Annotated in this window: 9 protein-coding genes and 3 riboswitches; of the genes, 5 read left to right on the plus strand and 4 right to left on the minus strand. The window is 71.3% G+C overall.

What is annotated here, in order from left to right:
* The 4 genes from AN218_RS37585 to AN218_RS24230 form a co-directional block, all read right to left on the minus strand.
* A partial coding sequence (locus AN218_RS37585; protein ID WP_216311799.1) for a hypothetical protein occupies nt 1-646 on the minus strand: 646 nt, incomplete at its 3' end.
* 161 nt (nt 647-807) lie between these two features.
* A riboswitch (cobalamin riboswitch) is annotated at nt 808-974 on the minus strand.
* Between the two features lie 47 nt (nt 975-1,021).
* Nucleotides 1,022-2,236, minus strand: a complete 1,215-nt coding sequence (locus AN218_RS24220) for an Nramp family divalent metal transporter (RefSeq protein WP_171908778.1) — start codon at nt 2,234-2,236, stop codon at nt 1,022-1,024.
* Nucleotides 2,237-2,346: 110 nt separating this feature from the next.
* On the minus strand, nt 2,347-3,438 hold the full coding sequence (locus AN218_RS24225) for a ribonucleotide-diphosphate reductase subunit beta (RefSeq protein WP_070019060.1): 1,092 nt from the start codon (nt 3,436-3,438) through the stop codon (nt 2,347-2,349).
* 182 nt (nt 3,439-3,620) lie between these two features.
* Nucleotides 3,621-6,545, minus strand: coding sequence for a ribonucleoside-diphosphate reductase subunit alpha (locus AN218_RS24230; protein WP_079132526.1), 2,925 nt, complete (start codon nt 6,543-6,545; stop codon nt 3,621-3,623).
* Nucleotides 6,546-6,695: 150 nt separating this feature from the next.
* A riboswitch (cobalamin riboswitch) is annotated at nt 6,696-6,945 on the minus strand.
* A gap of 260 nt (nt 6,946-7,205) precedes the next feature.
* Nucleotides 7,206-7,393: riboswitch (cobalamin riboswitch) on the plus strand.
* A gap of 227 nt (nt 7,394-7,620) precedes the next feature.
* On the opposite strand from AN218_RS24230, the gene AN218_RS24235 reads away from it, so the two are divergent.
* The 5 genes from AN218_RS24235 to AN218_RS24255 are packed head-to-tail and all read left to right on the plus strand — an operon-like array spanning nt 7,621 to nt 13,117.
* A complete protein-coding gene (locus AN218_RS24235; RefSeq protein WP_070019061.1) occupies nt 7,621-9,120 on the plus strand; it encodes a CoA-acylating methylmalonate-semialdehyde dehydrogenase in 1,500 nt (499 codons plus the stop codon).
* Nucleotides 9,121-9,125: 5 nt separating this feature from the next.
* Entirely contained in the window at nt 9,126-10,268 is a 1,143-nt protein-coding gene (locus tag AN218_RS24240) for an acyl-CoA dehydrogenase family protein (RefSeq protein ID WP_070019066.1), read from the plus strand.
* Nucleotides 10,265-11,341: an enoyl-CoA hydratase/isomerase family protein gene (locus AN218_RS24245; protein ID WP_070019062.1), complete on the plus strand. Its 1,077-nt coding sequence runs from the start codon at nt 10,265-10,267 to the stop codon at nt 11,339-11,341. The genes AN218_RS24240 and AN218_RS24245 overlap by 4 nt, the downstream gene beginning before the upstream one ends.
* A complete protein-coding gene (mmsB, locus tag AN218_RS24250) occupies nt 11,335-12,336 on the plus strand; it encodes a 3-hydroxyisobutyrate dehydrogenase (protein WP_079132527.1) in 1,002 nt (333 codons plus the stop codon). The genes AN218_RS24245 and mmsB overlap by 7 nt, the downstream gene beginning before the upstream one ends.
* The gene (locus AN218_RS24255; protein ID WP_070019063.1) at nt 12,326-13,117 is read left to right on the plus strand and encodes an enoyl-CoA hydratase; all 792 of its coding nucleotides are present in this window, start codon (nt 12,326-12,328) and stop codon (nt 13,115-13,117) included. The genes mmsB and AN218_RS24255 overlap by 11 nt, the downstream gene beginning before the upstream one ends.
* The last annotated feature ends 145 nt before the right edge of the window (nt 13,118-13,262 follow it).

Here is a 13,262-nt window from a genome sequence, read left to right on the forward strand (position 1 = left end):
CGCCCTCGCCGCCGCCGGCGGGCGCGCCGCCCGACGCCGTACCGGAGCCGCTTCCGCCCGAAGTCCCCGCGCCGCCACCGGAGTTGCCTCCACCGCCCGTGCCTCCGCCGCCGGGACGCCGGGGGGCGACACCCGGCGGAGGGCTCGTCGACTCCGACTTGTCCTTGGAGAAGGACCACCCCTCGAAACTCCCCTTCGGCGGCGTCCTGTTGGTCACGCCGGACTGGCTGTACTTCCAGGTGCCCCCGTTGGAGGAGTGCCAGTAGGACCAGTAGGCCGAGGTGGGAGGGGTGTCGATGCACGGTTCGCTCTCCGCGCCGGGCTTGCCCTCGATACGGCAGACGAACGCCTCGCCCCAGCGGTTCGTCCCGGTGATCCCGAACCCGGCGTTCTTCAGCGCCGACAGACCGGTGGACTGGCTCCCGCGCGCACAGCGCACGACGGTCCCGCCACCGAGCTCCTGGAAGTCGACGACGACGGTGACGCCGTCGCTGTCCTTGCAGTAGCCCGAACTCCCCTTCACCGCGCGTAGATCGACGGCGTGCGACGTCGCGGCGGACGCGGGCGGGCTGAGCCACGGCGCCGCCCCGGCGACGGCGACGGCGGCGAGGGCCGCGGTCTTCGCGGCCCCGGGTCTGACGACCATGGGGAGAGAGTCCTTCCGGGCAGGCCGCGACCGAGGCCCCCTGCCCGGGACCGCCCCGCAGAAAAGCCCCGTACCTGCATTCGTGCGGTGGTGACGAACGCGGCAGGGGCCCCGGAACGGCTCGGAAGGGCTCCACGCTGCAGACCATGACAGTGAGAAGCTGTGCACGCAGCACGCCGGGTGGCCCGACTCACGGCAGAGGACTCAGCGTTCTGCCGTTCACGGTTGCAGGTCAGTGCCGGATTCCCACCGGCTTTCCCCGGACGCGTACGCATTCAGTTGTCGGTGTCCATTCACACATGGACGCACCGGCATCGTACGGGCAGCGAACGGCCGCCGCCAGACGGCGACTTCAGGCCCGCCTCCCCGGACCTCTCACCCCCGCCCCGTCGCCAGCAGCCACACCAGCACGGCGTTGAGGACGATGACGACCGCCGTGACGAGGACGGCCAGCGCGGTCGTGGCCGGATGGTTCACGCTCGTCCCCATCCACCGGCGCCGGCTGGTGAGCACTACCAGCGGGACGAGGACGAAGGGGATGCCGAAGGAGAGCACCACCTGGGAGAGGACGAGGATCTGCGTGGGGTCGCTGCCCGCGGCCAGCAGCGCGAGGGCGGGGGCGAGGGTGAGCGCGCGGCGCAGCAGCAGCGGGATGCGGCGCCGTACGAGACCGTCCATGATCACGGCTCCCGCATAGCAGCCGACCGACGTGGAGACCAGGCCCGACGCCAGCATCGCGAGGGCGAACAGGACTCCCACGGTCTGGCCGAGAGAGGACGTGACCGCGGCATGGGCGCCGGTCAGCGTGTCGGTGCCCGGCATGCCGCGCAGTTCGCCCGCGGCCAGCAGCAGCATCGCGGCGTTGACGCTGCCCGCGATCAGCATGGACAGACCGGTGTCCCAGCGCGTGGCCCGCAACAGGCTTGTGCGGCGGGCCTCTTCGGGGAGGTGGCCGTGGCGGTCGTGGGCGAGGGCGGAGTGCAGATAGACGGCGTGCGGCATGACGGTCGCGCCGAGGATGCCCGCGGCGAGCAGCACGCTGCCCGTGCCCTGGAACGCCGGAAGGAGCCCGGTCGCCGCCTCGGCGGCGGGCGGCTCGACGACGAGGCCCGCGACGAAGCCCACCGCGATCACCGCGAGGAAGGCGAGCACGGTGTGCTCGAAGGCGGACTGGCCCCGGCGGTCCTTGACCAGCAGCAGAAGCGTGGAGACCACGCCCGTCACCGCTCCGCCGGCGAGCAGCGGCAGTCCGAAGAGCAGTTGCAGGGCGATGGCACCGCCGACGACCTCGGCGATGTCGGTGGCCATGGCGACGGTTTCGGCCTGCGCCCAGTACGACAGCCGTCCGCCGCGCGGCAGATGACGGCCGAGGACGTGCGGCAGGGACGCCCCGGCGACCAGCCCCAGCTTCGCCGAGAGGTACTGCACCAGCACGGCCATGAGGTTGGCGGCCACCACGACCCACAGCAGCAGATAGCCGAACCGCGCTCCGGCGCTGACGTTGGTGGCGACGTTGCCGGGGTCGACGTAGGCGACGGCGGCCACGAAGGCCGGGCCGAGCAGCGTGGCCCGCCCCGCCCGGCGGGCCACGCGGGGCCGCGGGACCCGCCGCAGCGGAGGGGCCGTATCCGCCGTACGGCCCGGATCCGCCGGGTGAGCCGGATCGGCCGGGCCCTCCCGGCGGGGGCCCCGCGAGCGCGTCAGTCCCACTCCAGCGAACCGCCGTTCTGGTACTCGATGACGCGGGTCTCGAAGAAGTTCTTCTCCTTCTTCAGATCCATGGCCTCGCTCATCCACGGGAACGGGTTCTCCGTCGCGGCGAAGACGGGCTCCAGCCCGAGCTGCGCGCACCGGCGGTTGGTGATGAACCGCATGTACTGGTCGCACAGTTCGGAGTTGAGACCGAGGATGCCGCGCGGCATCACATCGCGTCCGTAGGCGATCTCCAGCTCACAGCCCTCGGTGAGCATCGTGCGGATCTCCTCCTGGAACGCGGGGGTCCACAGATGCGGGTTCTCGATCTTGATCTGGTTGATGCAGTCGATGCCGAAGTTCAGATGGATGGACTCGTCGCGGAGGATGTACTGGTACTGCTCGGCGATGCCGACCATCTTGTTGCGGCGCCCGAAGGAGAGGATCTGGGCGAAGCCCGTGTAGAACCACATCCCTTCGAAGACGACGTAGAAGGCGATGAGGTCCCGCAGGAACTGCTGGTCGCTCTCGGGGGTGCCGGTGGTGAACTCGGGGTCGCCCAGGTCCTTGGTGAACTGGAGCGCCCAGGCTGCCTTGTTGGTGATGGAGGGCACCTCGCGGTACATGTTGAACATCTCGCCCTCGTCCAGGCCGAGGCTCTCGCAGATGTACTCGAAGGTGTGGGTGTGGACGGCCTCCTCGAACGCCTGGCGCAGCAGGTACTGGCGGCACTCGGGGTTCGTCAGATGCCGGTAGACCGCGAGCACCAGGTTGTTGGCGACGAGCGACTCCGAGGTGGCGAAGAAGCCCAGGTTGCGCTTGATGGCGTGCCGTTCGTCCTCCGTCAGCCCGTCGGGCGACTTCCACAGCGCCAGGTCGGCCTGCATCGAGACCTCGGTCGGCATCCAGTGGTTGTTGCAGCCGGCGAGGTACTTCTCCCAGGCCCAGCCGTACTTCAGCGGCAGCAACTGGTTGACGTCCGCACGGGCGTTGATCATGGACTTGTCCTCGACGTTGACGCGTGAGGCGTCGACGTCGATGTCCCCGAGCCCGGTCGGGTCGACCTGGGGCTGGGCGAGGGCGGTGGTGTCGGTGGTCATGGTGTGTCCTCCGGGGTCTGTCTGCCGCAGGGGCGAGATCTGCGGTACGGGTGGAATCCGCCGTACAGGAGAGGCGTACGGGCGGAATCCGTACGGGAGTCGGGGCCGCGCCCGCCGCGCCCCGGCCCGTACACAGGTCGCATACGGGTACGGGACGGGCGGGCGCCCGCGTCAGCGGCGCGTCACTGGCAGGCTTCGCACTCCGGGTCCTCGACCGAGCAGGCGGCCGGTACGGACGCGGTGGCCGCCGCCGAGGCGCCGGTCACGGGCGACGGCGAGGACGACGGTGAGGGCGAAGCCGACGGCGACGGTGCCGGCGACGCGGCAGATGAAGCCGGCGCGACCGGAACGGAGTTGAGCTTGCCGTCCGTGGTCGCCAGGGTGCTCTTCTCCACATGGGTGGCGCTCTGCGCACGCAGGTAGTACGTGGTCTTGCAGCCGGAGCGCCAGGCCGCCCGGTAGAGCCGGTCCAGCTTCCGTCCGCTGGGCGCGGAGAGGTAGAGGTTCAGCGACTGGGCCTGGTCGATCCACTTCTGCCGCCGCGAGGCCGCCTTGACCAGCCACTCCGGATCGATCTCGAACGCGGTGGCGTAGAGCGCCTTCAGATCGTCCGGGATGCGGGAGAGGGCGCCGAGCGAACCGTCGTGGTACTTCAGGTCGCTGATCATCACGTCGTCCCACAGCCCGCGTTCCTTCAGATCGCGCACCAGATGCGGGTTGGTGACGGTGAAGTCGCCCGACATGTTGGCCTTGACGAAGAGGTTGCGGAACTGCGGCTCGATGGACTGGCTGACGCCGGTGATGTTGGCGATCGTCGCGGTCGGGGCGATCGCCATCACGTTGGAGTTGCGCATGCCCGTCGTCCGTACGCGCTCGCGCAGCGCGTCCCACTCCAGGGTCGTGCCGGTGTCCATCTCCAGGTCGCCGTCGCGGGCCCCGGCGAGGACGGCGACGGAGTCGATCGGCAGCACGCCCTTCGACCACAGGGAGCCCTCGAAGCTCTCGTACGGGCCGCGTTCGGCCGCCAGATCCACGGAGGCGGACACGGCGTGGAAGCTGATCTGCTCCATGCTCCGGTCGGCGAACTCGACGGCCTCCGGCGAGGAGACGGGGATGCGCAGCGTGAACAGCGCGTCCTGGTATCCCATGAGGCCGAGTCCGACCGGACGGTGCCGCTCGTTGGAGCGGCGTGCCTGCGGCACGGTGTAGTGGTTGATGTCGATGACGTTGTCGAGCATCCGCACCGCGGTGGTGACCGTGCGCTTCAGCCGCTCGGTGTCCAGCCCCTCGGGCCCGACGTGCCGGGCGAGGTTGACGGAGCCGAGGTTGCAGACCGCCACCTCGTCCCGCGAGGTGTTCAGGGTGATCTCCGTGCACAGGTTGGAGGAGTGCACGACGCCGGCGTGCTGCTGCGGGGAGCGCAGATTGCAGGCGTCCTTGAACGTGATCCACGGATGCCCGGTCTCGAAGAGCATCGTCAGCATCCGCCGCCACAGATCGACGGCCTTCAGCCGCTTGTGCACCCGGATCTCGCCCCGGTCCGCGGCCGCCTCGTACTCCTCGTAGCGCGCGGCGAACTCCTTGCCGTACAGGTCGTGCAGGTCCGGCGTCTCGTCGGGCGAGAAGAGCGTCCACTCGGCGTCGGCCTCGACGCGCTGGAGGAAGAGGTCCGGCACCCAGTTCGCGGTGTTCATGTCGTGGGTGCGGCGCCGGTCGTCGCCCGTGTTCTTGCGCAGGTCGAGGAACTCCTCGACGTCGATGTGCCAGGTCTCCAGATACGCGCAGGCCGCCCCCTTGCGCTTACCGCCCTGATTGACGGCGATGGCCGTGTCGTTGGCGATCTTCAGGAACGGCACGACGCCCTGGGACCGTCCGTTGGTGCCCTTGATGTGCGCGCCCATGCCCCGTACGGGCGTCCAGTCGTTGCCCAGCCCGCCCGCGTACTTGGACAGCAGGGCGTTGTCGCGCAGCGACAGGAAGATGTGCTCCAGGTCGTCCTGCACCGTGGTGAGGAAGCAGGAGGACAACTGGGGGCGCCGCGTACCGGAGTTGAACAGCGTGGGCGTGGAGCACATGAAGTCGAAGGACGACAGCAGCTCGTAGAACTCGACGGCCCGCGCCTCGCGGTCGTCCTCCCGCAGCGCCAGCCCCATCGCGACCCGCATGAAGAACGCCTGCGGCAGCTCGATCCGTACGCCGCGCACATGCTGGAAGTACCGGTCGTAGAGCGTCTGGAGGCCCAGGAACTGTAGATCCAGGTCCCGTTCGGGCTTCAGCGCGGAACCCAGCCGGGCCAGGTCGAAGCGGCCCAGCTCCTCGTCCAGCAGGCCCTCCTGGACGCCGCGTTCGACGTACGAGGCGAAGTAGTGCGGGTAGTCCGCGGCCATCGCCCGCTGGTCGGGACGGTGCGGTTCGCCCCGCAGCTCGCTGACCGCCTCGGCCCGCAGCTTGTCCAGCAGGAGCCGCGCGGCGACGTACGCGTACTCCGGTTCGCGCTCCACCAGCGTGCGGGCCGCCATGACCTGGGCCAGGGCGAGTTCGTCGGCGGTGATGCCGTCGTAGAGGTTGCGGCGCACCTCCTCCAGGACGGGGCCGGGCCGCGCGTCGGACAGGCCCTGGCAGGCGTCGGTCACCACCCGTGCGAGCCGCTCCTCGTCCAGCGGTGCGTCGCCCTCCGGACCGCGCACGGTGATCCGCGGCGCGGCGGAGACCACGGCCGGCTCCTGCGCCTCCGCCTTCTCCCGCTCCTCGGACCGGCGCTCCCGGTAGAGCACATAGGCGCGTGCGACCTGGTGCAACTCCGCGCGCATCAGGGCCAGTTCGACCTGGTCCTGGATCTCCTCGACGTGCGGCGAGCGGTCGGCGCCGCCGCGCCGCAGCAGGGCCGCACCGACCTGCCCCGTCAACTCCGCGACCTGCGGCCGGAGATGGTCGGACGCGCCCGCCGCCGCGCCCTCCACGGCGAGGAACGCCTTGGTGATGGCCGTGCCGATCCGGTCGGCGTCGTACGGGGCGGTGGTCCCGTCCCGCCGCAGCACCTTGCGTGGCGCGGGGTGAACCGGGGTGGGTGCGACGCTCGTCGCCGTCGACCGTGCTGCTGACTCCATGCCGTCTCCTCGCGCTCGTACCTCGTACGTCCGAGGCGAGAGGGCGGGCAGGCGCGGGAGGCATCGAGAGCCCGCAGGCCCCGGCGGTATCGCCGGACCTGCCGCACGCCACGCGGCCCTCCCTCGGGGCCTCGGAGCGCGCACGCCCGGAAGGCGCGCGCACCGATGGCAGGTCTTCGGACTCGTGGGCACGCGCCGGAAGTTCGTCCGGCGCACCTACCGACCGCGGCTTCCCAGGCGCCGTCGACGGCGCCCAGTGCCATGGCCCGCCCCGGATCTCCCGGGGCGGAACGGTGCTCGTTCCCACTCACCGCTGCGGGGCAGTCCCGGATTCACACCGGGTTCCCTCTTGCCTCGTACGGGGCGGTGCCCCGCGCGAACCATCAGCAGAGGCAACACTACATCTAGTTGACGCGAGGATGCATCCACCCCACATGTAGCGCTCGGAGGCGATGGGCGGGACAGCTCCGAGGCCGCTCTGCGCCCGCCGTGCCGGGGCTCCGTGCGGCCCCAACTGCCGTGGAACGCACGGGGGTTGTGCTTTGTGGGCGTACGGAGTCCGTGCCGGCGAACCGGCGCGCGGAGGCAACATCCGCCGCCCCGCGGCGAGTTCCGGCCGCGTCGGCGAACGGCGGCGTGGGGCACTGGACTTAGTAGGACGTCCAACTATATGTTCACGGCCAGAGCCCGCGGTGTCAGGGAAGCCGGTGTGAATCCGGCGCGGTCCCGCCACTGTGACCGGGTAGTGCGTCGTCGAAGCAACGCCACTGACGGGTGTGAACGTCGGGAAGGCAGACGGCGCGCGGCGATCCGGGAGCCAGGATACCGGCCGTGGGGTGTTCCGTGTTGTCCACGAGGATGGAGCAGACACGCATGGCAGCCCTGTGTGCCCACGGCCGAGGTGATCCCGTGCGGGGAGTGGTTTCTCCCGTTCCCTGACGCGACCGCTGTCGCGTTCCGCAGTTCCCGGTACGGCGGGTCCGCCTGCCGGTGCGCCGTCGTGCGCACCGTGCCCGGTCCCGTCGCGGCGGGTGCCGCCCATCCCCGGATCCCTACCTGACGAGAGCAGGCATCCATGGTCCGTGAACTGACGCACTTCGTCGCGGGAAGCCCCGCACCCGGAATCTCCGGGGACTTCGGCGACGTCTACGACCCGAACACCGGCGACGTCCAGGCCCGCGTACCGCTGGCGAGCGCGGCGGAGACCGAGGCGGCGGTGGCCGACGCCGCCGGGGCACAGCGCGAGTGGGGGGAGTGGAACCCGCAGCGGCGCGCCCGCGTGATGCTGCGCTTCCTCCAACTCATCGAGGAGGAACGGGAGTCGCTGGCGCGGCTGCTCTCCTCGGAGCACGGCAAGACCGTCCCCGACGCACACGGCGACATCCAGCGCGGCCTGGAGGTCGTCGAGTTCGCCGCGGGGATTCCGCACCTGCTGAAGGGGGAGTTCACCGACAACGCGGGCACCGGGATCGACGTGCACTCGCTGCGCAGACCCCTCGGCGTCGTCGCGGGCATCACCCCGTTCAACTTCCCCGCCATGATCCCGCTGTGGAAGGCGGCGCCCGCCCTCGCGTGCGGCAACGCCTTCGTCCTCAAGCCGTCCGAGCGCGCCCCGTCCGTGCCGCTGCGCCTGGCCGAACTCTTCGTCGAAGCGGGCCTTCCGCCCGGGGTGCTGAACGTTGTCAACGGCGGCAAGGAGGCGGTCGGCGCCCTCGTGGAGGACCCCCGCGTCCAGGCACTCGGCTTCGTCGGCTCCACGCCCGTCGCCGCGGAGATCTACGCCGCGGCGGGCGCGCGGGGCAAGCGGGCCCAGTGCTTCGGCGGCGCCAAGAACCACATGATCGTGATGCCGGACGCCGATCTGGACAACGCGGTGGACGCGCTGATCGGCGCCGCGTACGGATCCGCCGGTGAGCGCTGCATGGCCGTCTCGGTGGCCGTACCCGTCGGCGAGGAGACCGCGGACGCGCTCGTCACCCGGCTCAAGGAGCGCATCGCAGCGCTGCGCATCGGGCCGTCCGACGACCCGGACGCCGACTTCGGGCCGCTCGTGGGCCCCGACGCCCTGCGGCGGGTCCGCGAGTACGTGGACCTGGGTGTGCGCGAGGGCGCCGAACTCGTCGTGGACGGCCGGGACTTCACGCTCCCCGGACACGAGAGGGGGTTCTTCGCCGGAGCGTCGCTCTTCGACCGTGTCACCCCGGACATGCGCATCCACCGGGAGGAGATCTTCGGCCCGGTGCTGTCGGTGGTGCGGGCACGGGACTACGAGGAGGCGCTGCGGCTGCCCTCCGAACACGTCTACGGAAACGGCGTCGCGATCTTCACCCGGGACGGCGACACCGCGCGCGACTTCAGCCGCCGGGTGGAGACCGGAATGATCGGCGTGAACGTGCCCATCCCGGTGCCCGTCGCCTACCACACCTTCGGCGGCTGGAAGGCGTCCGTTTTCGGGGACCTGAACCAGCACGGACCCGACGCGATCCGCTTCTACACCCGTACCAAGACCGTCACGTCGCGCTGGCCCTCCGGGGTCAAGGAGGACGCGTCCTTCACCATCCCGACGATGAGGTGAGGGACGTGCCGGCTCTCACCGAGGACCAACTCGCCTTCGTCGAGGCGACATTGGACTTCACACAGGAACATCTCGCCCCGAACGCCGTCGCCTGGGACCAGGACAGGCACTTCCCCGTGGACGTGCTGCGCAAGGCCGCGGGCATGGGGCTGGGCGGCGTGTACGTGGCCGAGGACGCGGGCGGCTCCGGGCTCACCCGGGCCGACGGCGTCCTGATCTTCGAGGTGCTGGCGACGGGCTGCCCCAGCATCGCGGGCTATCTCTCCATCCACAACATGGTCGCCTGGATGATCGACCGGTACGGCGACCAGGCCCAACGGGCCCGCTGGCTGCCCGCGTTGTGCTCCATGGAGGAGCTCGGCAGCTACTGCCTCACCGAGCCCGGCGCGGGATCGGACGCCGCGGCCCTGCGGACACGCGCCGAACGCGACGGCGACGCCTATGTGCTGAACGGCGTCAAGCAGTTCATCTCCGGCGCCGGCGCCTCGCAGACGTACGTCGTCATGGCCCGTACGGGAGGCGAAGGACCGCGCGGCGTCACCGCGTTCCTCGTGCGGCGCGACGATCCCGGCGTCTCCTTCGGCCCCGACGAACGGAAGATGGGCTGGAACGCCCAGCCCACCCGGCAGGTGCTCCTCGACGGGGTCCGCATCCCCGCCGACCGGCGCCTGGGAGCCGAGGGCGAGGGCTTCCGCATCGCCATGAACGGGCTCAACGGAGGACGGCTCGGCATCGCCGCCTGCTCGCTGGGCGGCGGGCAGAGCGCCCTGCACAGCAGCCAGTCCTACCTCGCCGACCGGGAGGCGTTCGGCGCGCCGCTGCTGACCGCGCAGGCGCTCCGCTTCCGGCTGGCCGACATGGCCACCGAACTGGCCGCGGCACGCGCGCTGGTGCGGCAGGCCGCCGAGGCGCTGGACCGCGACGACCCGCAGGCGCCGCACCTGTGCGCCATGGCCAAGCGGTTCGCCACGGACACCGGCTACTCCGTCGCCGACCGTGCGCTCCAACTCCACGGCGGCTACGGCTACATGACCGAGTACGGCATCGAGAAGATCGTCCGTGACCTGCGGGTCCACCGGATCCTGGAAGGAAGCAACGAGATCATGCGTCTGATCGTCGCCCGAGGACTCACCGGGGCCGCCCGATGAGCGGTTCGGAAACACTCCTGGTCCGCACCGAGGGCCGCGCCGCGTATCTGACACTGAACCGGCCCAGGGCGCTCAACGCCCTCACCCACGAGATGGTCCGCTCCCTCACCGACGCTCTCGCGCGGTGCGAGGCGGACCCGGACGTCGAGACGGTCGTGCTCACCGGAGCCGGGGAGCGCGGCCTGTGCGCCGGCGGCGACATCCGCTCCATCCACGAGGATCTGCGCTCCGGGCAGGGCGCCCCGGCGACGGCCGCGTTCTGGGCGGACGAGTACCGGCTCAACGCCCGTATCGCCCGGTGCGCCAAACCGTACGTGGCCGTGATGGACGGGATCGTCATGGGCGGCGGCGTGGGCGTCTCGGCCCACGGCTCGGTCCGCGTCGTCACCGAACGCTCCCGCGTCGCCATGCCGGAGACGGGCATCGGCTTCGTCCCCGACGTGGGCGGCTGCCGTCTGCTGGCGCGCGCACCGGGGGAGCTGGGCACGCATCTGGCGCTCACCGGCACCCCGGTCGGCGCGGGCGACGCGCTGCTGTGCGGTCTGGCCGACCACTTCCTGCCGGCGGACCGGCTCGGGGACTTCGTGGCGGATCTCTCCCGGGACCCCGTCCAGGACGTCGTGCGACGGTACGCCGGCGGGGCCCCGGCCGGGACGCTGGAGGAGCAGCAGGAGTGGATCGACCGCTGCTACGCGGCCCCGACGGCCGAGGAGATCGTGCGGCGGCTCACCGACAGCGGGGAGCCGGCCGCGAAGGAGACGGCGGAGACGCTGCGCGCCAAGTCCCCGACGGCCGTGAAGGTCACCCTCGCCGCGCTGCGGCGGGCACGCGAACTCGGCTCTCTGGAACGGGTGCTGGAGCAGGACTACCGGATCTCGCTGCGGGCGCTGGCGTCCCCGGACCTGATGGAGGGGATCCGCGCCCAGGTGATCGACAAGGACCGCTCCCCGCGCTGGTCGCCGCCCGCGCTGGAGGACGTACCGGAGGAGACCGTGGCCCGGTTCCTCGCACCCCTCGGCGAGCGCGAACTCACGCTCGCCGCCGGTCACTCCACCCGGGAGGCGGCATCGTGAGCACCGTCGGATTCATCGGTCTGGGCAACATGGGCGCACCCATGGCCGCCAACCTGGTCGCGGCGGGACACCGCGTCGTGGGCTTCGACCTCGTCCCGGAGCTGCTGACGGCGGCCCGTGAGAGCGGCGTCGAAGCCGCACCGTCGGCGGCGCGGGCGGCCTCGGACGCGGACGTGGTGATCACGATGCTTCCCGAGGGGCGCCATGTCCTCGCGCTCCACCGGGAGCAGGGTCTGCTGGAGGCCGCGCGGCCGGGGACGCTGTTCGTGGACTGCTCCACCATCGACGTGGCCGACGCCCGTGCCGTCCACGAGACCGTACGGACGGCCGGCCACGTCGGTCTCGACGCGCCCGTCTCCGGCGGGGTGGTGGGCGCCGAAGCAGGCACTCTCACGTTTATGGCAGGCGGCGGCACGGCCGAATTCGCCCGCGCCGAACCGCTGTTGCTGGCGATGGGGAAGAAGGCCGTGCACTGCGGCGAGGCCGGTGCGGGCCAGGCCGCGAAGATCTGCAACAACATGATCCTCGGCATTTCCATGATCGCGGTGAGTGAGGCGTTCGTCCTGGGCGAGAGCCTCGGCCTCTCCCACCAGGCGCTCTTCGACGTCGCGTCGACGGCCTCGGGCCAGTGCTGGGCGCTGTCCGTCAACTGCCCCGTACCCGGCCCGGTTCCGGGAAGCCCGGCCAACCGTGACTACCGTCCCGGCTTCGCCGCCGCGCTGATGGCCAAGGACCTGGGCCTGGCCGCCAACGCGGTGCGCACCGGCGGGATCGACGCCGAGTTCGGTCTGCGCGCGGCCGGGAGGTACGCGGAGTTCGCCGCCGACGGGTCAGGCACGGCGGACTTCTCCGCCATCGTCCGCAGCATCAGGGAGCGGGCACCGCAGCCCTCCGGGGTCTCCGGGGGTTCCGAGGCCACCGAGGCCACCGAGGTCACCGAGGCCACCGAGGTCACCGGGGCCGCCGGGGGAGAGGAGCAGAGCCATGACCGATGAGTCCGCCGCCGCGTACGAGACGATCCGCACCGAACGCACGGGCCGTACCGCGTTGATCACCCTGGACCGGCCCGAGGCGCTCAACGCGCTCAACCTCCGGTTGATGAACGAGGTCGTCGACGCCGCCGAGAGCTTCGACCGCGACCCCGGCACCGGCTGCATCGTGATCACCGGTTCCCCGCGGGCGTTCGCGGCCGGAGCCGACATCAAGGAGATGCGTCCCCGCAGCTATATGGACATGTATCTCGATGACTGGTTCGCGGCCTGGGACCGCCTCGGCGCCGTGCGCACCCCGACCGTGGCGGCCGTCTCCGGCCATGCGCTGGGCGGCGGCTGCGAGTTGGCGATGCTCTGCGACATCCTGCTGGCCTCTGAGACGGCGGTCTTCGGGCAGCCGGAGATCAAGCTGGGCGTCATCCCCGGCATCGGCGGCTCCCAGCGGCTGACCCGGGCCGTCGGCAAGGCCAAGGCGATGGAGATGTGCCTGACCGGACGCACCATGGACGCCGCCGAGGCCGAACGTGCCGGTCTGGTCTCCCGGATCGTGCCGGGCGAGGAGCTGACGGCGGAGGCGCTCGCCGTCGCCGAGACCGTCGCCGGGATGTCGGCACCCGTGGCGATGATGGCCAAGGAGGCCGTCGGACGGGCCTTCGAGACCACGCTGACCGAGGGCGTCCGGTTCGAACGCCGGTTGTTCCACGCGGTGTTCGCCACGGAGGACCAGAAGGAGGGGATGTCGGCGTTCGTCGAGAAGCGCACACCGGACTTCACCAACCGGTGAGCTGAGCGGGCGCTCGCGCCGTGCTCCCCGCTGTCCCTTCCGGGGAGCACGGCCGCCCGTACGACGGCCGACGCCGCCCCGCGCCAGGGGCAGCGCGTCCCGGCCGCAGCGACCGGCCACAGCGACCGGCCACCGCGTCCGGCTA

The organism is Streptomyces nanshensis (genome assembly GCF_001751255.1).
Classification (GTDB): Bacteria; Actinomycetota; Actinomycetes; order Streptomycetales; family Streptomycetaceae; genus Streptomyces; species Streptomyces nanshensis_A.

Bases quoted from the DNA above. Each gene is read 5' to 3' on its own strand.
- AN218_RS24225 (WP_070019060.1), bottom strand. From the start codon at position 3,438: ATGACCACCGACACCACCGCCCTCGCCCAGCCCCAGGTCGACCCGACC.
- AN218_RS24230 (WP_079132526.1), bottom strand. From the start codon at position 6,545: ATGGAGTCAGCAGCACGGTCGACGGCGACGAGCGTCGCACCCACCCCG.
- AN218_RS24235 (WP_070019061.1), top strand. From the start codon at position 7,621: ATGGTCCGTGAACTGACGCACTTCGTCGCGGGAAGCCCCGCACCCGGA.
- AN218_RS24245 (WP_070019062.1), top strand. From the start codon at position 10,265: ATGAGCGGTTCGGAAACACTCCTGGTCCGCACCGAGGGCCGCGCCGCG.
- AN218_RS24255 (WP_070019063.1), top strand. From the start codon at position 12,326: ATGACCGATGAGTCCGCCGCCGCGTACGAGACGATCCGCACCGAACGC.